Annotated in this window: 24 protein-coding genes; 16 read left to right on the top strand and 8 right to left on the bottom strand. The window is 72.2% G+C overall.

Annotated features, from left to right (window positions below; translation table 11 throughout):
- Complete coding sequence (locus AC3ANS_RS11050) at positions 1-471, bottom strand: GbsR/MarR family transcriptional regulator (protein WP_488296204.1); 471 nt, start codon at positions 469-471, stop codon at positions 1-3.
- 53 nt (positions 472-524) lie between these two features.
- Between AC3ANS_RS11050 and AC3ANS_RS11045 the strand changes: the two genes are divergently transcribed.
- Genes AC3ANS_RS11045 through AC3ANS_RS11035 form a run of 3 tightly spaced genes read left to right on the top strand, consistent with a single transcriptional unit; the run spans position 525 to position 3926 of the window.
- Positions 525-1439, top strand: coding sequence for an ABC transporter ATP-binding protein (locus tag AC3ANS_RS11045; protein ID WP_488296203.1), 915 nt, complete (start codon positions 525-527; stop codon positions 1437-1439).
- Positions 1436-3007, top strand: a complete 1572-nt coding sequence (locus AC3ANS_RS11040) for an ABC transporter permease (RefSeq protein ID WP_488296202.1) — start codon at positions 1436-1438, stop codon at positions 3005-3007. The genes AC3ANS_RS11045 and AC3ANS_RS11040 overlap by 4 nt, the downstream gene beginning before the upstream one ends.
- 10 nt (positions 3008-3017) lie before the next feature.
- Positions 3018-3926 (top strand): phosphotransferase, encoded by a 909-nt coding sequence (locus AC3ANS_RS11035; protein ID WP_488296201.1) that lies wholly within the window; start codon positions 3018-3020, stop codon positions 3924-3926.
- A gap of 20 nt (positions 3927-3946) precedes the next feature.
- Here the strand turns inward: AC3ANS_RS11035 and ypfJ are convergent, their stop codons facing one another.
- Positions 3947-4882 (bottom strand): KPN_02809 family neutral zinc metallopeptidase, encoded by a 936-nt coding sequence (gene ypfJ, locus AC3ANS_RS11030; protein WP_488296200.1) that lies wholly within the window; start codon positions 4880-4882, stop codon positions 3947-3949.
- 61 nt (positions 4883-4943) lie between these two features.
- Here ypfJ and AC3ANS_RS11025 point away from each other — a divergent pair, with 61 nt between their 5' ends.
- From AC3ANS_RS11025 to AC3ANS_RS11010, 4 genes are read left to right on the top strand one after another with little or no spacing between them, the layout of a single operon-like run.
- Complete coding sequence (locus AC3ANS_RS11025; RefSeq protein WP_488296199.1) at positions 4944-6542, top strand: ABC-F family ATP-binding cassette domain-containing protein; 1599 nt, start codon at positions 4944-4946, stop codon at positions 6540-6542.
- A 20-nt stretch (positions 6543-6562) separates the two neighbouring features.
- Positions 6563-7351: an enoyl-CoA hydratase/isomerase family protein gene (locus AC3ANS_RS11020; protein WP_488296198.1), complete on the top strand. Its 789-nt coding sequence runs from the start codon at positions 6563-6565 to the stop codon at positions 7349-7351.
- Positions 7352-7396: 45 nt separating this feature from the next.
- Positions 7397-9271, top strand: coding sequence for an ABC transporter ATP-binding protein (locus tag AC3ANS_RS11015; protein ID WP_488296479.1), 1875 nt, complete (start codon positions 7397-7399; stop codon positions 9269-9271).
- A gap of 4 nt (positions 9272-9275) precedes the next feature.
- On the top strand, positions 9276-10031 hold the full coding sequence (locus AC3ANS_RS11010) for an SDR family oxidoreductase (RefSeq protein WP_488296197.1): 756 nt from the start codon (positions 9276-9278) through the stop codon (positions 10029-10031).
- On the opposite strand, the gene AC3ANS_RS11005 is transcribed toward AC3ANS_RS11010, so the two are convergent.
- Entirely contained in the window at positions 9917-10903 is a 987-nt protein-coding gene (locus tag AC3ANS_RS11005) for an SURF1 family cytochrome oxidase biogenesis protein (protein ID WP_488296196.1), read from the bottom strand. The two genes, AC3ANS_RS11010 and AC3ANS_RS11005, sit on opposite strands and share 115 nt — an antisense overlap.
- Before the next feature lie 62 nt (positions 10904-10965).
- Here AC3ANS_RS11005 and moaA point away from each other — a divergent pair, with 62 nt between their 5' ends.
- A complete protein-coding gene (moaA, locus tag AC3ANS_RS11000) occupies positions 10966-11970 on the top strand; it encodes a GTP 3',8-cyclase MoaA (protein ID WP_488296195.1) in 1005 nt (334 codons plus the stop codon).
- Positions 11971-12303: 333 nt separating this feature from the next.
- Here the strand turns inward: moaA and AC3ANS_RS10995 are convergent, their stop codons facing one another.
- The 3 genes from AC3ANS_RS10995 to AC3ANS_RS10985 all read right to left on the bottom strand — a co-directional run bounded on the left by AC3ANS_RS10995 (position 12304) and on the right by AC3ANS_RS10985 (position 14480).
- Entirely contained in the window at positions 12304-13719 is a 1416-nt protein-coding gene (locus AC3ANS_RS10995; protein WP_488296194.1) for a flavin monoamine oxidase family protein, read from the bottom strand.
- Between the two features lie 76 nt (positions 13720-13795).
- Positions 13796-14020: a hypothetical protein gene (locus AC3ANS_RS10990; protein ID WP_488296193.1), complete on the bottom strand. Its 225-nt coding sequence runs from the start codon at positions 14018-14020 to the stop codon at positions 13796-13798.
- 124 nt (positions 14021-14144) lie between these two features.
- The gene (locus tag AC3ANS_RS10985; protein WP_488296192.1) at positions 14145-14480 is read right to left on the bottom strand and encodes a DUF3099 domain-containing protein; all 336 of its coding nucleotides are present in this window, start codon (positions 14478-14480) and stop codon (positions 14145-14147) included.
- A gap of 69 nt (positions 14481-14549) precedes the next feature.
- On the opposite strand from AC3ANS_RS10985, the gene AC3ANS_RS10980 reads away from it, so the two are divergent.
- Genes AC3ANS_RS10980 through AC3ANS_RS10955 form a run of 6 tightly spaced genes read left to right on the top strand, consistent with a single transcriptional unit; the run spans position 14550 to position 17514 of the window.
- Positions 14550-14762 (top strand): dodecin, encoded by a 213-nt coding sequence (locus tag AC3ANS_RS10980; protein WP_488296191.1) that lies wholly within the window; start codon positions 14550-14552, stop codon positions 14760-14762.
- Between the two features lie 60 nt (positions 14763-14822).
- Complete coding sequence (gene fabG, locus AC3ANS_RS10975) at positions 14823-15557, top strand: 3-oxoacyl-ACP reductase FabG (protein WP_488296190.1); 735 nt, start codon at positions 14823-14825, stop codon at positions 15555-15557.
- A gap of 3 nt (positions 15558-15560) precedes the next feature.
- The gene (gene fabI, locus AC3ANS_RS10970; RefSeq protein ID WP_488296189.1) at positions 15561-16331 is read left to right on the top strand and encodes an enoyl-ACP reductase FabI; all 771 of its coding nucleotides are present in this window, start codon (positions 15561-15563) and stop codon (positions 16329-16331) included.
- 4 nt (positions 16332-16335) lie between these two features.
- A complete protein-coding gene (locus AC3ANS_RS10965; RefSeq protein WP_488296188.1) occupies positions 16336-16632 on the top strand; it encodes a DUF1330 domain-containing protein in 297 nt (98 codons plus the stop codon).
- Positions 16629-16937, top strand: coding sequence for a hypothetical protein (locus AC3ANS_RS10960; RefSeq protein WP_488296187.1), 309 nt, complete (start codon positions 16629-16631; stop codon positions 16935-16937). Before AC3ANS_RS10965 ends, AC3ANS_RS10960 begins: the two co-directional genes overlap by 4 nt.
- A 55-nt stretch (positions 16938-16992) precedes the next feature.
- Positions 16993-17514 carry a SixA phosphatase family protein gene (locus AC3ANS_RS10955; protein ID WP_488296478.1) on the top strand — a complete coding sequence of 174 codons (522 nt, stop codon included), beginning with the start codon at positions 16993-16995 and terminating at the stop codon, positions 17512-17514.
- 165 nt (positions 17515-17679) lie between these two features.
- On the opposite strand, the gene serB is transcribed toward AC3ANS_RS10955, so the two are convergent.
- Positions 17680-18906 carry a phosphoserine phosphatase SerB gene (gene serB, locus AC3ANS_RS10950; RefSeq protein ID WP_488296186.1) on the bottom strand — a complete coding sequence of 409 codons (1227 nt, stop codon included), beginning with the start codon at positions 18904-18906 and terminating at the stop codon, positions 17680-17682.
- A 33-nt stretch (positions 18907-18939) separates the two neighbouring features.
- Entirely contained in the window at positions 18940-19674 is a 735-nt protein-coding gene (locus tag AC3ANS_RS10945) for a hypothetical protein (protein ID WP_488296185.1), read from the bottom strand.
- 54 nt (positions 19675-19728) lie between these two features.
- Between AC3ANS_RS10945 and AC3ANS_RS10940 the strand changes: the two genes are divergently transcribed.
- Both AC3ANS_RS10940 and AC3ANS_RS10935 read left to right on the top strand, forming a co-directional pair.
- Entirely contained in the window at positions 19729-20523 is a 795-nt protein-coding gene (locus AC3ANS_RS10940) for an ABC transporter ATP-binding protein (RefSeq protein WP_488296184.1), read from the top strand.
- 34 nt (positions 20524-20557) lie between these two features.
- On the top strand, positions 20558-21019 hold the full coding sequence (locus AC3ANS_RS10935; RefSeq protein ID WP_488296183.1) for an NfeD family protein: 462 nt from the start codon (positions 20558-20560) through the stop codon (positions 21017-21019).
- Positions 21020-21024: the final 5 nt, after the last annotated feature.

Genomic DNA, 21024 nt, shown 5'->3' with positions numbered 1-21024 from the left:
TCAGAGGTCGAGCTCCTTGACCCGCTCGCTCCAGCGCTGGTTGATGGAGCCGAGCTCCGTGAGCAGGAAGCTGATGAACTCCTCGGAGAGTCGCAGCCGCCGGTAGGCCGGGTCATCGGGGGAGAGCTCGTCGAGGCCCTTGCGCAGCGCTGCCTGCATGGGGGCGTAGATCTGGTCGGCGTGGAGCATCGCGTCATGCCACGCGTCGTCGTCGACCACGAAGATGTCGCGCCGCGATCCGCGCTCGCGCTCGCGTCGCACGACCCCCATGCCGTCGAGGTAGCGCACCGCGCCGGAGACGGCGGCCGGCGAGACCTCGAGGCACGCCGCGATCTCTGCGGCGGTCATCCGGCCGTCCCCGTCGACGAGCAGGGCGGCGAAGATCCGGGCCGGGAGGCGAGCCATGCCGGCGGAGGTGAGTGCCCCGCCCATGCGCTCCACGAAACGTCGGCGTTGTGCATCGTTCGACATGCCGGAAGATTACAGGATTCAGAATCATGTGAAACAGGTGTACGGTCGATCGCGTGGGCGACTTCGTGATCGAGATCCGGGACCTGGTGAAGGAGTTCGGGAGCCTGCGGGCGCTCGACGGGCTCGATCTGGCGGTCGAGCGCGGAGAGGTGCACGGCTTCCTCGGACCGAACGGTGCCGGCAAGTCCACGACGATCCGGGTGCTGCTCGGGCTGCTGCGCAAGGACGGGGGAGAGGCCCGGCTGCTCGGCGGCGACCCGTGGCGCCAGGCCGCCGAGCTGCATGCCCGGCTCGCCTACGTGCCCGGCGACGTGAACCTGTGGCCGAACCTGACCGGGGGAGAGGTCATCGACCTGCTCGGGCGGCTGCGCGGCGGACTGGACGAGCGCCGGCGCACGGACCTGCTCGAACGCTTCGACCTCGATCCGACGAAGAAGGGTCGCAGCTACTCCAAGGGCAACCGGCAGAAGGTCGCCCTGGTGGCGGCGCTCGCCTCCGACGTGGAGCTGCTGCTGCTCGACGAGCCGACCTCCGGACTCGACCCGCTGATGGAGGCGGTCTTCCGCGACTGCATCGACGACTTCCGCAGCGAGGGCCACTCCGTGCTGCTGTCCAGCCACATCCTGGCCGAGGTGGAGCACCTCTGTGACCGGGTGAGCATCATCCGCGCGGGCCGCTGCGTGGAGTCCGGCACGCTCGCCGAGCTGCGTCACCTGACGCGTACGTCGATCACCGCCGACCTCGCTACGGTGCCGGCGGGGTTGGGCGACCTCCCGGGCGTGCACGACGTGGACATCGACAACCACCGGGTGCACCTCGAGGTCGACACGACTGAGCTCGACGCCGTGCTCGACCTGCTGCAGACCGGCGGCGTCCGCTCGCTGGAGAGCCAGCCCCCCACCCTCGAGGACCTGTTCCTGCGCCACTACGGCGACCAGGCCGCGAGCTCGGAGGACGCTGCCCGATGACCGGGACGTTGATCCTGCTGCGGGCGTTCCTGCGGCGCGACCGCTGGATGTACCTCTGGTGGCCGGTGGGGATCGCGATCCTCTACGTGAGCCAGGGCTGGAGCGTGGACGGGCTCTACAAGACCCAGGCGGAGTTCGACAAGGCCGCGGCCGGCATGGAGGGCAACGCGGCACTGATCGCCATGGCCGGGCCGGCGCGCGCGTTGAACACGACCGGGGGCCAGGTGACCTGGCAGTCGGCCGCGTTCGGTGCGGTGCTCGTCGGCCTGATGAGCATGTTCATCGTCGGGCGTCACACCCGCGGCGAGGAGGAGTCCGGGCGTGACGAGCTGCTGCGCGCCGCACCCGTCGGTCGGTACGCGCCTCAGACCGCTGCGGTCCTCGACGCCGCGCTGGCCAACCTCGTCGTGGGAGTCCTGACCGCGGGTGGGCTCGCGGCGTACGGGCTCGCGACCGCGGACTCCGTCGGTCTCGGGCTCGGGGTCACGTTCTGCGGCTGGCTCTTCACCGGTGTCGCCCTCATCGCCGCCCAGCTGGCGACGAGCACGCGAGCCGCCTACGGGCTCACCGGCGCGGTCATCGGCCTGGCGTACGCCTTGCGGGCGTTCGGGGACGTGAGCGTCGCGGCTCTCAGCTGGATCTCCCCGATCGGCTGGTACCAGGCGATGCACCCCTTCTCTGGGTTGCGCTGGTGGCCGGCGCTGCTGCTCGTCGCGGGTGCCGGGGCCGGGGTGGTCGTGGCGTACGCCGTGTTCGACCGCCGCGACTTCGGCTCCGGTGTGCTCCCCGCGCGTCCGGGACCGGCGCGGGCGGCGCGCGGTCTCGCAACCGGTCCCGGCCTGGCCTGGCGCCTGCAGCGGGCCACGGTTGTGGCCTGGGCCGTGGGACTCCTGCTGTCGGGTCTGGCGTTCGGCTCGATGGGCAACGACGTCGGCGACCTGGTCGGAGACTCCCAGACCTCCCGCGACCTGGTCTTGCAGGGTCGCGCCGACATCGTCGGTGGCTTCTACGCCATGTTGATGCTGATGCTCGCCCTGCTGGCCGCGTGCTTCGCGGTGTCGTCGGCGCTGCGTCCGCGCGGTGAGGAGGACTCCGGTCGGGTCGAGGGCCTGCTCGCGACCCAGCTGGCCCGGTCGACCTGGCTGCGCGGGCACATCCTCGTCACCGTCGCCGGCGCCGTGGTCGTGCTCGGCTCGGCCGGCCTGGGGTTGGGAGTGAGCTACGCGCTGGTCACCGGCGACGGCGGAGCGGTGTGGCGGATGACCTGGCAGGTGCTGACGCTCCTGCCCGGCGTCCTGGCGCTCAGCGGGCTGACCCGCCTGCTGCACGGCGCGGCTCCGCGCGCGGCGTCGCTGTCGTGGCTCGCGGTGCTGCTCGCCTACGTCGTGCTCATCTTCGGTGAGCTCCTGAAGCTCCCGCAGTGGCTGCAGGACCTCTCACCGTTCGAGCACCTCGCGATGGTTCCGGTCGACGACTTCCGGTGGGTGCCGTTCCTCCTCGTCTCCGCGGTAGCCGCCGCCCTGAGTGTCGCGGGCCAGATCGCGTTCCAACGGCGCGACGTGCACTAGCGTCAGCGGCATGTGGCAGCCCGAACCCGGGTGGCTCGCGCTCCCCGGCGGCTCGAGCGCCTCGACGGTCGGCGTGTGGCGGACCGTGCTCGGCGACCGGCCGGTGGTGGTCAAGCGGCTCGCGGCCCCCCAGGAGGACGATCCCGCCGGGCTGAGCGACCCGCGGCACTTCGCCTACTGGCGCAGGGCCGCCGACGTCGTCACCGCGGGAATCGTCACGGCCACCCCTGGACTGCGGTCGCCGCACCTGGCCGCGGTGGACGAGGACGTCGAGGGGATCACGATCACCGAGGAGTGGGTCGAGGACGCGGCCCTGAGCGGGCTGTTCGTCGCGCACGCTCTCGGCCGGTTCGCTGGCGCGCAGCTCACCCCGACACCCTGGCTGGCTCGCAACCAGCTGCGGGACCGGATGGCCCGCGTCGAGCACCGGGGCGGGTGGAAGACCCTCGAGCGGACCACGGTCGCCGACGTGGCGGTCCAGCTCTGGGAGCGTCGTCACGAGCTGCTGGCCGCGGCCGACGCCCTGGTGCAGGTGCCGATGCACGGTGACGCCGTACCGGCGAACCTCCCCGGCCGGGAGGGCGATGACGTGGTCGCGATCGACTGGTCCACGCTCGGCACCGGACCCGTGGGCGCCGACCTCGGCTACTACGCCCTCGCGGCACGCGAGGACCTCGAGCCGTTGCTAGACGCCTACCTCATGGGCCTTCCCGACGGACTCGCCACGCGCGAGGAGGTCACCCTCGGGGCGCGGGTGAGCGCTGTCTACACCGTGCTCAACCGTGCGGAGTGGGCGCTCGCCCGGGTCGCCGGCGGCGAGGGCGCCCTCGCCGGCAAGTTCCGGCACCCGTCGGTGGCACCTCACCTGCGCGCGCTCCAGCGGCAGTTCGCGCACATCGAGGCGCTCGTTCAGGGCTGATCGTCTCCCGTCGAGGCGGGTCAGAGCGCCCCGGCCGCGAACGTGTCGCAGGCGTCCAGGTCGCCTTGGGTGTAGCCCGTGGTGAACCAGTCGACGCGCTCCTTCGCGGAGCCGTGGGTCCACTGCTCGGGATTGACGCGACCACCGCTGCGCTGCTGGATCCGGTCGTCGCCGACGGCGGTGGCGGCCTCGATGGCCTGCTGGATGTCCTGGTCGGTGAGGGAGACGAACAGCGTCTGGCCCGAGGAGTCCTGGGTGCTGGTGGCGGCCTTGGCCCACATGCCGGCGTAGCAGTCGGCCTGCAGCTCCAGGCGCACCGAGTCGCTGGTGGGACCCTGCTGGGTCTTGACCTTGCCCATGGTGCCGAGCAGGTTCTGGATGTGGTGGCCGTACTCGTGCGCCAGCACGTAGGGCTCGACGAACCCGCCGTCAGGGCCGCCGAGCTGTCGCTCGAGCACGTCGTCGAAGAACGTGGTGTCGAGGTAGATCGTCTGGTCCACGGGACAGTAGAACGGGCCGACGTCGGAGGTCGCCTGGCCACAACCGGTGGATGTGGCGCCGGTGAACGTGTCCACCTCCTTCTCCGCGCGGAACTTCGAGCCGAGCTCGTCGCCCCAGAAGTCGTAGAGCGAGTTCTCGACCGCCACGCGGGCGCAGTCGGCACTGTTGTTCGCGTCCTCACCGGTCTTGCACGAGGCGTAGCGGTCGGTGTTCCCCATCCGGCTGGCGTCCAGCGAGCCGCCGGTCCCACCGCCCCCGACGCACTGCGTGAGCACCACGTAGAGCACGACCACGATGATGCCGACGACGCCACCGCCGCCGGCCACGCCGGCGGGGATCGGCATGCCGCGCCCACCCGTTCCACCGCCGAGACCGCCGCCGAGACCGCCACCGCCCCCACGTCCGCGGTCGCGCACCCGGCTCGTGTCGAGTCGGGCCTTGGGGTTGAAGCGCATGGGTCCTCCTGCGTCCGCCGATGTCTGCGTGGACCGTACCCACAACTAGGATCGAGTCCTCATGATCGTCACTCACAACCTGGAGGTCCGTGCCGGCGCACGTCTCCTGATGGAGAACGTCAGCTTCCGGGTCGCCGCCGGTGACAAGGTCGGTCTGGTCGGTCGCAACGGCGCCGGCAAGACCACGCTCACCAAGATCCTCGCCGGCGAGGCGTTGCCGGCCGCGGGCACGGTGCAGACGACCGGCGAGGTCGGCTACCTGCCCCAGGACCCGCGCATCGGCAACCCCGAGGTGCTCGCGCGCGACCGGATCCTCTCCGCGCGCGGCCTCGACGACGTCGTACGCCGGCTCCGGCAGGCCGAGGCCGACATGGGCAGTGACGACGCGGGCGTCCGGGACAAGGCGATGCGCCGCTACGAGCGCGCCGACGCCGAGCTGCACGCCGGCGGTGGCTACGCCGCCGAGTCCGAGGCCGCGCAGATCGCGCACAGCCTGGGGCTGGACGAGCGGCTGCTGCACCAGCAGCTCAAGACCCTCTCGGGCGGTCAGCGCAGGCGTGTGGAGCTGGCACGGATCCTGTTCTCCGGCGCCGAGACGCTGCTGCTCGACGAGCCCACCAACCACCTCGACGCCGACTCGATCGTGTGGCTGCGCGACTTCCTCAAGGCCCACCGCGGCGGGCTGATCGTGATCAGCCACGACACCGGCCTGCTCGAGGCGACCGTCAACAAGGTGTTGCACCTCGACGCCAATCGCGGCGAGATCGACGTCTACAACATGGGTTGGAAGTCCTACCTGACCCAGCGCGAGACCGACGAGAAGCGCCGCAAGCGCGAGCGGATGAACGCGGAGAACAAGGCCAAGACGCTCACCGACCAGGCCAACAAGATGCGCGCCAAGGCCACGAAGGCCCAGGCCGCGCAGTCGATGCTCAAGCGGGCCGAGAAGCTGCTCGCCGGGGTCGAGGGCGAGCGCCAGTCGGACAAGGTGGCTCGGATCAAGTTCCCGGCACCGGCTCCGTGCGGCAAGACCCCGCTCACCGCGACCGAGCTGTCCAAGTCCTATGGCTCGCTCGAGGTCTTCACCGACGTCGACCTCGCGATCGACAAGGGTTCGCGGGTGGTGATCCTCGGCCTCAACGGTGCAGGGAAGACGACCCTGCTGCGGATGCTCGCGGGTGTGGACCAGCCCGACACGGGTGAGGTGGTCCCCGGGCACGGCCTCAAGATCGGCTACTACGCCCAGGAGCACGAGACCCTCGACGTGGACCGCACGGTGCTGGAGAACATGCAGAGCTCCGCCCCGCAGCTCACCGACACCGAGGCGCGCTCGGTGCTCGGGTCGTTCCTCTTCTCCGGCGAGGACGCGCACAAGCCAGCCCGGGTGCTCTCGGGCGGGGAGAAGACCCGACTGGCTCTCGCAGCACTGGTCGTCTCGAGCGCCAACGTGCTGCTGCTCGACGAGCCGACCAACAACCTCGATCCCGCATCGCGCGAGGAGGTGCTGGCCGCGATCCGCACCTACGAGGGCGCGATCGTGCTGGTCACCCACGACGAGGGTGCGGTGCTGGCCCTGGAGCCCGACCGGGTTCTGATCCTGCCCGATGGTGTCGAAGATCTCTGGAACGCGGAGTACGCCGACCTCGTCTCGCTCGCCTGAGTGCAACTAGTTTCAGGGGCATGAACCTCGAGACCCTCGAGCAGGCCGGACTCCAGTACGACGTGACCGGCCCGGTCGCCGCGATCACGTTGCACCGCCCCGACGTACGCAACGCCCAGACCCCCACGATGTGGCGGGCGCTGGCCGACCTGGGCCGGGAGATCCCGGACGACGTACGGGTGGTGGTGCTGCGCGGGTCGGGTCACTCGTTCTCGGCCGGCCTCGACCGCACGATGCTCGACCCGACCAACGCCTCGGGCCAGGAGTCGGTGGCTGACCTGCTGGGCCTCTCGGACGCAGAGGTCTCCGCCACGATCGACGCCTACCAGCAGGGCTTCACGTTCCTCCGCGACCCGCGGTTCGTGTCGGTGGCCGCGGTTCAGGGCTACGCGATCGGCGCCGGCTTCCAGCTGGCGCTCTCCTGTGACCTGCGTGTGCTGGCCGACGATGCCCAGCTGTGCATGAAGGAGTCCGCGCTGGGGCTGGTCCCCGACCTCACGGGAACAAAGCCGCTGGTCGAGCTTGTTGGCTACGCGAGGGCGCTGGAGATCTGCGCGACCGCCCGGATGGTCGGGGCCGAGGAGGCCGTGGCGATCGGGCTCGCGTTGACCGCCGTACCCGCCGACGAGCTGGACGCGACCGTCGCCGACCTGGTCGGCGCGCTGACCGCCCCGCTGGCGGGCGCGGTCCGCGAGACCAAGGAACTGCTGCAGGGGGCGGCGGACCGTAGCCTCGACGACCAGCGGCGCCTCGAGCGTGAGGCTCAGACCCGCCGGTTCCGCGAGCTCGCGGCGCTCATGGGGGGCTGAGCAGGTTCGGCAGCAGGAGCAACAGGGAGGCAGAACGTGTCGGGAATGCATGGCGGAGGGGCGGCCTGGCGGCTGCTGCGGTCGGACCGCAGCGTCGTCCACAACCGCATCGAGCGCGGCACCGTACGCCGGGTCCTGGGCTTCGCCCAGCCGCACCGCCGGCTGATCGGCATCTTCCTGGCGCTGACCGTGATCGATGCGGGCATGGTCGTCGTGACGCCCCTCCTGGCCAAGAGCATCATCGACGACGGCATCAAGCGTGGCGACCAGGGGCTCATCACGGTCCTGGCGATCGCGATGGCCGCGACGGCGCTGGTGAGCGCGGTGCTGGCCGTCGGAGAGGGCTGGCTGTCCTCACGGATCGGTGAGGGGCTGATCTACGACCTGCGCACGCGGGTGTTCGGGCACGTGCAGCGCCAGTCCCTCGCCTTCTTCACCCGCACCCAGACGGGCGCGTTGGTCTCTCGGCTCAACAACGACGTGATCGGCGCGCAGCGCGCGTTCACCTCCACCCTGTCGACCACCGTGGCCAGCACGATCTCGGTGATCGTCGTCGGCATCACGATGCTCGCGCTGAGCTGGCAGGTGACGTTGCTCTGCCTGGCGATCTTCCCGCTGCTGGTGCTCGTGTCGCGGTGGGTCAGCGGCCGGCTCGCCGGTCTCACCCGCGACCAGATGGACGGCAACGCCGACATGGGCAACGCGATGACCGAGCGGTTCAACGTCGGCGGCGCGATGCTGCTCAAGCTCTTCGGCCGACGCAGCGAGGAGGACGCGCTGTTCGCGACCAAGGCCGCGCGGGTGCGCGACCTCGGGGTCCGCATCTCGCTGCTCACCCGGCTCTTCGGGGCGGCGATGATGGCAGTCCCCGCGCTCGCGACCGCGCTCGTGTACGGCGTGGGCGGCCACCTGGCCGTCGACAAGACCCTCACGGTGGGCACGGTGATCGCGCTCGCGACGCTGCTGCTGCGGCTGCTCGGCCCGCTCCAGAGCCTGTCCAACGTCCGCATCGACGTGATGACCGCGCTGGTCAGCTTCGAGCGGGTCTTCGAGGTGCTCGACCTGCCCTCGCTGATCCAGGAGCGTGCCGACGCGGTCGTGCTGCCCCGCACCGCTGCCCGGCTCGAGTTCGACCACGTCGCGTTCGCCTACCCGCGTGCCGACGAGATCTCGCTCGCCTCGCTCGAGGTGGTCGCTCGCACCGAGTCACGCGACTCGGGACCGGTGCTGACCGACATCACGTTCACGGCCGAGCCCGGCCAGATGGTCGCGCTCGTCGGACCCTCGGGTGCCGGCAAGACCACGATCACCCACCTGGTCGCCCGGCTCTACGACGTGGGCTCCGGGACCGTGCGGGTGGGCGGGCACGACGTACGAGACGTCACCCTGCAGTCCCTCGAGGACGTCGTGGGCTACGTGACCCAGGACGCCCACATGTTCCACGACACCATCCGGGCCAACCTGCTCTATGCCCGGCCCGGTGCGGCCGACCCCGAGGTGTGGGCGGCGCTCGAGGCGGCACAGATCGCGAGCCTGGTCCGGGCCCTGCCCGACGGGCTCGACACCGTCGTCGGCGACCGCGGCTACCGGCTCTCCGGAGGTGAGCGCCAGCGGCTCGCGATCGCCCGGCTGCTGCTCAAGGCACCGGCCATCGTGGTGCTCGACGAGGCGACGGCCCATCTCGACAGCGAGTCGGAGGCGGCCGTGCAGCGAGCCCTGGACGCGGCGCTCGAGGGACGGACGTCGCTCGTGATCGCACACCGGCTCTCCACGGTGCGCAACGCCGACCAGATCCTCGTGGTCGACCAGGGGCGCATCGTCCAGTCCGGCACGCACGCCGAGCTGCTGGCGAGCGGGGGCCTGTACGCCGACCTCTACCGCACCCAGTTCATCGAGGACCAGCCGCCCGCGGCGGTGTGACCCCATGGACCTCGAGCTGACCGACCGCGTCTTCCTCGTCACCGGTGGGGCCCGCGGGCTAGGCCGCGCGACCGCCGAGGTGCTCGTCGCGGAGGGAGCCCGCGTCGTGGTGTCGAGCCGGAGCTCCGACACGGTCGACCGCGCCGTGGCCGAGCTCGGCGAGCGGGCCGAGGGCGTCGTCGCCGACAACGCCGACCCGGGCACGCCGGGGCGCCTCATCGCCGCGGCTCAACAGCGCTGGGGCCGCGTCGACGGCGCGCTCGTGAGCGTCGGCGGCCCGCCGAAGGGCGGGGTCACCGAGATCACCGACGCCCAGTGGACCGCGGCCTTCGAGTCCGTGTTCCTTGGCGCCGTGCGCCTGGCCCGGGAGGTGGCCGAGGTGCTGCCGGCGGGTGGGTCGATCGCGTTCGTGCTCTCGTCGAGCGTCCGCGCGCCGATCGCCGACCTCGCGATCTCCAACGGCCTGCGCCCGGGTCTCGCGATGATCGCCAAGACCCTGGCCGACGAGCTCGGACCGCGCGGCATCCGCGTCAACGGCCTGCTGCCCGGGCGGGTCGGCACCGAGCGGGTGGCCGAGCTCGACGCAGCCTCCGTAGATCCCGCAGCCGCGCGCGCGGCGGCCCTCGCCTCGATCCCGCTGCGCCGCTACGGAGTGCCGGAGGAGTTCGGCCGGGTGGCAGCGTTCCTGCTCTCGCCGGCCGCGTCGTTCGTGTCGGGCTCGATGGTGCCGGTCGACGGCGGCATGCTGCGCGCGCTCTGAGGTCGCGTGGCCTGCGCGCGCTGGCGGCGCTCCTCCTCCCAGGCCCGCTCGTACGCCGCCCGCACCGCCTGTTTGTGGGCGTTCTTCGCGCTACGTCGTCGTCCGCGCTCGGCCCCCGCCTCGACCCGGGCAGGCTGCTCGCCCCGCTGGCGGCTGCGCCACTCGTCGAACGCGAGGTAGACGAATCCGAAGGCCGCGAGGATCCCGAAGAACCACCACTGGAGTCCGTAGAAGAAGTGCGGCCCGTTGTCGAGCTCGGGCAGCTCGACCGGCTCCAACCCGTCGGCCGGCTGGCCGTCCTCGGACTTCAGCTCGACGAACCCGCCGTAGACCGTGCGATCGAGCTCATCGCCGATCTTCGTGCTCGAGATCGCCCGGGTCGAGTGGTCGTCGACCGCCGTGCTGTCGCCCTCGGCGTCGGTGCGCACCCAGCCCTCGACGGTGACCTCGCCGCTCGGCGGGGAGGGGACGTCCTCGGGTCCGGTGCCCCGGTTGTCGGACGCCATCCACCCGCGGTCGACGAGCAGCGCGGCGCCGTCAGGGGTGACGAGCGGCACCACGACGTCGATGCCGGACGCACCGTCGCGGGTGCGGTAGCGCACGATCACCGTGTCGGCCGCGTCGTAGGTGCCGGTTGCGGTCACCACCCGCCACTCGTCCGACTCGGTGACCGCTCGCCCGGGAGCGAGCACGTCGGCCACGGGTGCGGGGGACCGCTCCTCGTTGGTCCGGACCACCGCGTTGGACGCCTTGCGGTCGGCGAGGCGGCCGAACTGCCACTCGCCCAGCCACCAGGCGGAGTAGCAGAGCAGCACGACCACGAACGCGAACAGCAGCCACCGCCGACTCAGCAGGAATCGCAACGACCGCACCCACCGAGGCTATCCGGCGGTCCTCAGCTGGCGGCCATCCGCCCAGGGATGCCTACACTGCAGTGGTGCCGCACACGAGACCGCTCTCGGACCGCTACGGGCGGGTCGCCACCGACCTGCGCGTCTCGCTGACCGACCGCTGCAACCTCCGCTGCTCCTACTGCATGCCCGCCGAGGGCCTCGACTGGCTCCCCGACGACTCCGTGCTCAGCGACGACGAGGTCGTGCGGCTGGTCCGGATCGGGGTCGAGCTGCTCGGCATCCGGGAGGTCCGCTTCACCGGCGGCGAGCCGCTCGTCCGCCGGGGACTGGTCGACATCGTCCGGCGTACGCACGAGATCGACCCCACCGTCGAGACCTCGCTCACCACCAATGCGCTCGGCCTGGCGCGGGTCGCCCCTGCTCTCGCCGAGGCGGGTCTCGACCGGGTCAACGTCAGCCTGGACAGCATCCGGCGAGAGACCTTCCACGCGATCACCCGGCGCGACCGCCTGCAGGACGTGCTCGACGGGCTCGCGGCGGCACGCGACGCCGGGCTGGGCCCGGTGAAGGTGAACGCCGTGCTCATGCGCGACCAGAACGACCAGCAGGCACCCGAGCTGCTGCGCTGGGCGATCGCCGAGGGTTACCAGCTCCGATTCATCGAGCAGATGCCGCTGGATGCCCAGCACGTGTGGAACCGCAAGGAGATGGTGACCGCGGACGAGATCTTCGAGCGGCTGGAGAGCGAGTTCGACCTCCAGCCGGCGGCGGAGCCGCGGGGGAGTGCCCCCGCCGAGCTGTTCCGCGTCGACGGCGGCCCCGCCACCGTCGGTGTGATCGCCTCCGTCACGCGGCCGTTCTGCGGCGACTGCGACCGAGTGCGGCTCACCGCCGACGGCCAGGTCCGCAACTGCCTGTTCGCCCGTGAGGAGTCCGACCTCCGTACGGCGCTGCGCGCCGGCGCGTCCGACGACGTGATCGCCGAGCGTTGGGTCGTGGCGATGCGCGGCAAGCGCGCCGGCCACGGGATCGACGACCCCTCGTTCCTCCAGCCCGATCGGCCGATGTCGGCCATCGGGGGCTGACCCGACTCGAGCGCGGCGGAGACGAAGTTCCCGCCCATGCACGTGAAGACCTCCGCGTCACCGGTCGCGGCCGGCGGTGCCCCATCCACCTCCCGCGCCTCCGCCCAGGTGGATCACCCACCGCCCGCCGGGGCCGCCCGCCGGGGCCGACCACCGGTCGCGGGCCGGCGGTGCCCCATCCACCTCCCGCGCCTCCGCCCAGGTGGATCACCCACCGCCCGCCGGGGCCGCCCGCCGGGGCCGACCGCCAGTCGCGGGCCGGCGGTGCCCCATCCACCTCCCGCGCCTCCGCCCGGGTGGATCACCCACCGCCCGCCGGGGCCGACCGCCGTCTCAGCGAACGCGGAGGAACCGCTCGACCGCTCGGGCCGCGCGCTCGCCGGACCACACCGCGCCGTTCATCGTGGACCGGTTGGTGTAGCGGGCGGTGTGCTCACCCGCGAAGAACGCGGGCCCCTCCGGGAGCGCCTCGGCTCCGGCGATCTCGGTCATCGTGCCGGCCCGGTAGTAGGAGTAGGTGCCGCGCGTCCACGGGTCCGCGTCCCACCGGTCCACGCGCGTCACCCCGGCGTACGCCGAGCGCGTGCTGGGGAAGATCGTCTCGAGGTCGCGCAGGTAGGCGTCTGCCAGCCGGCGCGGGGCGAGACCGTGCACCGGCGCGCCCGCGACGTCCGGCAGGACCGAGGCGCCGGTGAGGGACACGAGCAGGGAGAACCCCGCGTCGGGGCTCGGGTGCTGGCCCGGGCGGCCCGGCCAGGTCCATCCGGGCACCAGGTCGGAGACCGACTCCCCGCTGCTGGCGGGCTGCCAGGGCGTGCCGCGGAACACGAGATTGGCCTTCAAGGCCACTCCCATGCCGAGGGCGCGGATCGCACGCAGCTTCACCCGCGAGAAGCCGCTCCCGGACAGGTCGACGTCGCGCAGGGCCGCGAACGGCAGCGCCAGGACCACAGCGTCGGCGTCGACGTCGGTGGTCGTCCTGTTCTCCTCGAACGTGAGCCGGTAGCCGTGGGTGCGGCGGCGCAGCGCGACGAGGGCCGAGCCCAGGCGCACGGAGCCCTCGGGCAGGCCCGCGGCGAGGGTGCTGGTCAGGGTGTCGGTGCCACCGGCGACGACGAACCGCTCGTCGTAGCTGCGACCCGGCCGCGCCAGCTCGCCGAGGACCATGAGCGCACTCGCCTCGTCCACCGGAGCGGTGTAGTCGCTCTCGAGGAGGACCCGGAGGTAGGCGGCGTAGTCCGGTGCGCGCGGGGTCACGACCCGGTCGATCCACTCGGCGAAGCTCAGCCGGTCGAGCCGGACCACGTCGGGGTGGCGCTCGCCGTGCCGGACCGGCCAGGGCAGCCCGTGCAGTCGGCGTGCCGCGGCCCGGGCGGCATCTCGCTGGCCCCGGAAGGTCTCCGCGCGGGTCAGGTCGTGGCCGCCGAAGTGGTAGGCATATCCACCGCGCGGCCAGATCGGGTCCAGATCGACGAGCGGGACGTGCAGCTCCCGCGCGAGGTGCCGGATCGCGGCGTCCCCGGTGCTGATGAACGTGCCGCCCGCCTCACAGGTGAGCCCGCCCGGCAGGTCCCGCACGGTCAGCACCCGTCCGCCCACCCGGTCGCGAGCCTCGTGCAGGACGACCGGCCACCCCGTGCGGAGCCGCAGCCGGTGGGCGACGGTCAGGCCGGCCAGACCGGCCCCGACGACCAGGACCCGCGGCACCGCCGGGCGAGCGGCGACCCGGCCTGCGACCGGGGAACCCACGGCGACCACCCCGGCGGCCAGTCCTCCGGCCAGTCCTCCGGCGAGGACCCCGCGACGCCCGAGGGAGGGACGCCGGTCAGACGTGGGGGACCACGTCCTTGAGGAACCCACGCTTGCCCAGGAAGTCGATGAGCGACTGGCGGTGCTCGTCACACGCCAGCCACACCTTGCGCCGGTCGGGCGTGTGCAGCTTGGGGTTGTTCCACAGCAGCTGCCACGTCGCGGGCGCCTGACAGCGCTTGGCCGAGCAGGTCGCGGGACCGTCCGGGCCCTCGAGATCGTCGGGCAGAGGGTCGGTCACGGTGCTCCTTCTGGACATGAGAACGGTGCCGGACAGCCACGGGGGAAGCCGTCCGGCACCGTTGCGAACCGAGACGGGGGAGACCCGGCTCGCGCGGCTGATTCTGTCACGGGTGGCCCGGTTCTCAAAGCACGTCCGAGGAGGACGTTCCACCGGATTCCGTCGCCGGTCCCAGCTCGTTGCCGCCGTACTCGTTGTCGAGCAGATCCAGCCCGTCGGATCTCGAAGCGGTGGCATTAGCCATCACCACGGCGACGTACGGCAGCAGCACCGCGGCGCCCACGAGCACCCAACGCAGCCACCCGCCGCCGACGGCGACGGCCGCGACGAAGCAGATCGTGCGGATGGCCATCGAGAAGACGTAGCGGCGCTGGCGCGCGGAGATCTCCTCGTCGCGGCTGGACGCCGCGGTCGTGATGCGGACGGCCTCCTCGCGGCGGCGGCGCAGCTCCCGGGCCATGCCGTCCAGCCTACGTCGGTAGGCTCGGCCCACCCACGTCCGCAGCCACGTCCGCACCTGGAGGCACCCATGACCAACCGCACCTACCGCGTGTCCGAGATCGTCGGCACCTCGCCCGACGGCATCGACGAGGCGATCCGCAACGGTATCGAGCGTGCCGGCCGCACGCTGCGCCACCTCGACTGGTTCGAGGTCACCCAGGTCCGTGGCCAGGTCAAGGACGGGGTCGTCGAGCACTTCCAGGTGGGTATCAAGGTCGGCTTCCGGCTCGAGGACGACTGACGGTCTCCAGCGGCGGGACCGGTTCGGCGTACCGACCAGTAGTCGCTAGCGTCACCTGACGTGAGCGAGACCCACGCATCCCCCACGAACGGGCCGAGGTCCGTGCTGGTGACCGGCGGCAACCGGGGCATCGGCCGCGCGATCGCCGAGGCGTACGTCGCCAACGGCGACCGGGTGGCGGTGACCACCCGCACCGGTGGCGCGCCCGACGGCGCGCTGGACGTCCGGTGCGACATCACCGACCCCGCGCAGGTCGAGGCGGCCTTCGCCGAGGTGGAGGAGGCGCACGGCCCGGTGGAGGTGCTGGTGGCCAACGCGGGGGTCACTGCCGACACACTGCTGCTGCGGATGAGCGAGGAGGACTGGGCCGGTGTCCTCGACACCAACCTGACCGCGTCGTTCCGGCTGGCCAAGCGCGCCTCGAAGGGGATGCTGCGGCTGCGTCGGGGCCGGATCGTCTTCATCTCCTCGGTGGTCGGCCTGCTCGGGTCGGCGGGCCAGGTCAACTACGCCGCCTCCAAGGCGGGCCTGGTGGGCATGGCCCGGTCGATCGCGCGGGAGCTGGGATCGCGGTCGATCACGGCGAACGTCGTCGCACCGGGGTTCGTCGAGACCGACATGACGGCGGTGCTCAGCGACGAGCAGAAGGCCGCGATCAAGGCGCAGGTGCCGCTCGGCCGGTACGGCACGCCGCAGGAGATCGCGAAGACGGTGCTGTGGCTGACCAGCGACGGCGCGGCGTACGTCACCGGGGCGGTCATCCCGGTCGACGGTGGACTCGGAATGGGGCACTGAACCATGGGCATTCTCGACGGCAAGCGGATCCTGGTCGCCGGGGTCACGATGGACACCTCGATCGGGTTCGCGACCGCCAAGGTCGCCCAGGAGCAGGGCGCCACCGTGCTGATCTCCAACTTCGGCCGCGCACTCGGCATCACCCGGCGGATCGCCCGGCGGCTGCCCGTCGAGCCCGCCGTGCTGGAGCTCGACGTCACCGACGAGGAGCACCTGGCGCGGCTGCCCGAGCTGGTCCGTGAGCACGTCGACGGGCTCGACGGCGTCGTGCACTCGATCGCCTACGGCAATCCCGAGACCTTGCTGGGCGGCAAGTTCCTGACCGGCCCGTGGCCGGACGTGGCGCAGGCGGTGCAGGTGTCGGCATACTCCCTGAAGTCGCTGGCGGAGGCCTGCCGGCCGCTGATGGGTGAGGGTGGCTCGGTGGTCGGGCTGACGTTCGACGCGACCGTCGCCTGGCCGGCGTACGACTGGATGGGCGTGGCGAAGGCCGCTCTCGAGTCGTGCTCGCGCTACCTGGCGCGCGACCTCGGTCGGGAGGGCATCCGGGTCAACCTGGTGTCCGCCGGACCGCTCAAGACCCTCGCCGCCAAGGCGATCCCCGGCTACGAGGCGCTCGACCAGATGTGGGGCGAGCGCGCGCCTCTGGGCTGGGACAACTCCGACCAGGAGCCCACCGCCAAGGCGGTCTGCGCGCTGCTCTCGGACTTCTTCCCCGCGACCACCGGCGAGATCGTCCACGTCGACGGCGGCTTCCACGCGATGGGAGGCTGAGGTCATGAGCGCCTACTGGATCAGCATCTACGACGAGGTCACCGACGAGGCCAAGGTCGCGGCGTACGCCGAGCTGGCCGGTCCTGCGCTGCGCGACGCGGGCGGCACCTTCCTGGTCCGGGGGCTGCCCGAGGCGGTCTACGAGGCCGGCGAGCGCACCCGCACGGTGGTCATCGAGTTCGCCTCGGTCGAGGCCGCTCGCGCGGCCCACGAGAGTCCGGCCTACCAGGCGGCGCTCGCCGCACTCGACGGCGGGGCCGTGCGCGACCTGCGGATCGTGCCCGGAGCGGACGCGGAGTGACCGCCACCCGCTCCGCCCGGGAGCGGAAGGCCGCCGCCGAGGCGGGGACCCTCGCGAGCGTCAAGATCGACCTGGACGCCGAGGAGAGGTTCCTCTACCGGATCAGCTGCGCCACGTGTGTCGTCCGTGACGGCCGGACGTGGTCGACGTACCGCCCCGGCGAGGACAACGGCTACCTGGCCGCGATGGACCGGTGGGCGTTCCACCTGACCGAGAAGCACCCAGGCGAGGACGCTCCGTGCCTGGCCTACCTCGCCGCGGCCCAGCAGCGGCTCCAGGAGAGGCGCGACGAGCGGGCTCGTTGACGGCGGCCCGGGGCATGACAGCTCTTGCGGGGGCTGCCAGAGTTGTGCCGTGCAGATGCCAACCGGGAGCTCGACGCGGCTGATCGCCCTGATGCGCCACACCAAGGCCGAGCAGCACGGCCCCAGCGACTTCGACCGACCGCTCGCCGAGCGCGGTCGCCGTGACGCCGCCGCCGTGGGTGAGTGGCTCAGCGGCGAGGGTTTCGAGCCCGACCACGCACTCGTGTCGGCGGCTCTCCGCACTCGTGAGACGTGGACGAGCACGGCTGCGGCCGCCGACTGGGACCTGGAGCCCGAGGTCGACCGCGGGCTCTACGCCGCGGGGCCCGACACCGCGCTGGACCTGGTCCGCGAGGTCGACGACGACGTACGCCGGCTGCTCGTGATCGGCCACAACCCGACGATCGCCGTGCTCGCCCAGCTGCTCGACGACGGCGACGGCGAACCCGAGCTCGCCGAGGAGATGCTGGAGGGGTACCCCACCGGCGCGATCGCGGTCTTCGAGCACCACGGTTCGTGGGCCGACCTGGCCGAGGGAACCGCGCGGCTGGTCGGGTTCCACGTCGGCCGCGGCTAGTGACGCGTGTCCGAGGTCCTTCCGCGCTTCGCGCGGCCATGGCACGCACCTCGCTGCGTTGGCCTCGCTCGAGCTACGCCCGGTAGTCCTGCGCTCGGCCGCCTTGCGATGCACACACCCTGACCACGCCAACCGTCCAAGGGCCTCGAACACACCCCACTAGCCTCAGATCGGAGGCGACGGGGTCACGAAGCCGGCCTCGGCGTCGGCGGCCTCGACGTCCTCGCGCGAGATGCCGAGCAGGTACAAGATCGCGTCGAGGTAGGGCACGTTGACGGCGGTGTCGGCGGCGTCGCGGACCAGCGGCTTGGCGTTGTAGGCGATGCCGAGCCCGGCGGCGTTGAGCATGTCGAGGTCGTTGGCGCCGTCGCCGATGGCGATCACCGCCGCCTCGGCAACACCCGCCGCCTCGGCGAACTCGCGGAGCGCAGCGGCCTTGCCGGCCCGGTCGACGATCGGGCCGGCGATCCGGCCGGTCAGCTTCCCGTCCGCGATCTCCAGCTCGTTGGCGCGCGCGTAGTCGATCTCGAGGTCGGCGGCCAGCCGGTCGGTGATCTGCGTGAACCCCCCCGAGACGATCGCGAAGTGGTAGCCCAGCCGTCGCAGGGTCCGGACCATCGTTCGCGCGCCCGGGGCGAGCACGATCGCGTCGTACACCTCGTCGAGGGCGGTCTCGGGCACGCCCTCCAGGAGAGCGACGCGTGAGCGCAAGGACTCCGCGAAGTCGATCTCGCCGCGCATCGCGGACTCGGTGACGGCCGCGACCTCGGCCTCGCAACCCGCGTGCGCCGCGAGCATCTCGATGACCTCGCCCTGGATGAGCGTGGAGTCGACGTCCATCACGATCAGGCGGGCGCCACGGCGCAGCAGGCTGGCGGGCTGCACCGCGATGTCGACGCCTTGCCGCACCGCCTCCGCCGCCAGCACCGTGCGCAGGGCGCTGGTCTCGACGCCCGAGACGTGCAGGTCGATCGCGGTGACCGGGTAGCGGGCCATCCGCTCGATGCGGTCGATGTTGGCGCCCGCGTCGGCGATCCGGCCCGCGACGGCGCCCATCGCCGCGGCGCGCAACGGAGACCCGATGATCGTCACGTGCGAACGGCCGTCACGGCGCGCCCGGTTGTCGCCGACACCGCGCTCGATGTCGATGTTCATGCCCAGCTCGGACGCCGTCTCCTGCAGGGCGTCGGTGACCCGGGCCACGTGGTGCGGCGCGGTGACCAGGACACCGAGGATCAACCGGCCGCGAAGCACGATCTGCTCGATGTCGAGGACCTCGACCCCGGCCCCGGAGAGGGTGCTGAACACCGAGGACGTCACGCCCGGGCGGTCCTTGCCGGTCAGCGTGATGAGCAGGGTCTCCGGTCTGCGCCCGGTGTGCAGGTCAGTCATCTCAGTCGCCGAGGCTATCGCGACCGCAGGGAGTCACGCCGGGGGCCATGCCTCGGGGGAGCAGGCCGCCACCAGTGCGCGCCGACCGGCCCGGTCCAGAGGGACCAGTGCGGCGCGCCGCTCCTCGATCTCGTACGCCGACACCGCGCCGCCCTCGTCCTCCAGCGCGAGCTCGACGATCGCCGTCGCTTGGAGGCCGCGGCCGGCGAGGTCGACGCACCGGGCCGGGACGCCGTCGGGAGCCGCGAGGCCCGGGCGGTGGCGGAGGTTCATCAGCTGGTCGGCCACCTCCGGGCGCCATCGGGCGACATCGAGCCGGGCGAGCAGCTCCGCGGAGGTCAGGAGGGCGTTGCGCAGGTCCCGATCGGCCTCGCCGACGTCCGGGAGCTGGCGTCGCTGCGCCGGGTGGGCGGTCCAGACGGTCGCCGCACCGGTGCGGTGGGGGACGAGGCCGACACCGACGCCGAGGACCACCACGGCCTCTCCGGCCTCGAGGGCATCCGCGTTGAACGCGGGTGGACCTCCCAGACCGACCGGGTCGCCCTCGGCGGGGAAGGCCGCCCCGAAACCGGTCGCGCCCAGCGCGCGCAGCCGGGCGAGAGCGCCGACCAGGGTCTCCGTGCCGTCCGCACCGGGAAGCCCGGCGACCGCATGGGTCGCGTCGCCGTCGAGCACGGCGTCCACGAGCAGGTCGGTCACGGTGTGGCCCGTGAGCCACGCGGTGCCCCACCACGCGAGGCGCGCGGACGGCGGCAGGAGGGTGGTCACGGCCGGTGAGGATACGCCGCGAGGCCCGCACACGCGGTCGATAGGGTGCTCGGTATGACCGCCGTGCTGGACTTCGTCGAGGTGACCATCCGGCGCGGACAGGCCACCTTGCTCGACCGCGTGTCGTGGCGCGTCGAGGAGGGCGACCGGTGGGTGATCCTCGGGCCCAACGGTGCGGGGAAGACCACCCTGCTCCAGGTCGCGTCCGCACAGATCCACCCGACCTCGGGGGTCGCCGGCATCCTCGACGAGGTGCTCGGGACCGTCGACGTGTTCGAGCTGCGCCCGCGGATCGGGCTCACCAGCGCCGCGCTCGCCGAGCGGATCCCGCGCAGCGAGCGGGTGCACGACGTGGTGGTCTCGGCGTCGTACGGCGTGGTCGGGCGCTGGCGCGAGGCCTACGACGACCTCGACCACGAGCGGGCCGGTCAGCTGCTGACCGAAGTCGGCGCCGTCCACCTGGTCGACCGCACGTTCGGCACGCTCAGCGAGGGCGAGCGCAAGCGGGTGCAGATCGCCCGGGCGCTGATGGCCGACCCGGAGCTGCTGTTGCTCGACGAGCCGGCCGCGGGTCTGGACCTGGGCGGCCGTGAGGACCTGGTGTCCACGCTGTCGGTGCTCGCCGCGGACCCCGCGTCACCGGCGACCGTGCTGGTGTCGCACCACGTCGAGGAGATCCCGCCCGGGTTCACCCACGCGCTGCTGCTGCGCCGCGGGCAGGTGGTGGCCGCTGGGCCTGTTGCCGAGGTGGTCACCGAGGAGAACCTCGCGGCGACGTTCGGGATGTCGCTGGTGCTGCGCCACGACGCCGGTCGATGGAGCGCCCGCCGACGCACCCGCCACCTGTAGCGCGCTGAGACCGTTGCGGGGATAGGGTCGGTCCATGGACTGGCTGGGGGAGCATGCCTGGGCGGCGTGGCTGGGGATCGCCGCCGCGCTGGCCATGGCTGAGCTGGTGAGCCTCGACCTCGTCCTGGTCATGCTGGCGGCGGGGGCGCTGGTCGGCATGCTGACCGCCGCGCTCGGTGCCGGGGTCCCGGTCCAGGTCGTCCTGGCGGGCGCGTCGGCGGTCGCGATGCTGGCGCTGGTGCGGCCGTCCCTGGTGGCCCGCCTGCACCAGGGGCCCGAGCTGCGGCTCGGCACCACCAAGCTGATCGGCCAGCGTGCGGTCGTCACCCAGCGCATCACCGGTCTGGCTGTGGGTCAGGTCAAGGTCAACGGGGAGACCTGGACCGCCGCGCCGTACGACGAGCACGTCACGATCGAGCCCGGAGCCACCGTGGAGGTCTTCGAGATCCGGGGCGCCACGGCGTACGTGCATCCCGTGGCGGAGCTCGGCGAGTGACGTCC

Source organism: Nocardia sp. 149-1B, assembly GCF_057747975.1.
This window is presented reverse-complemented; position numbering and strand designations above follow the sequence as displayed.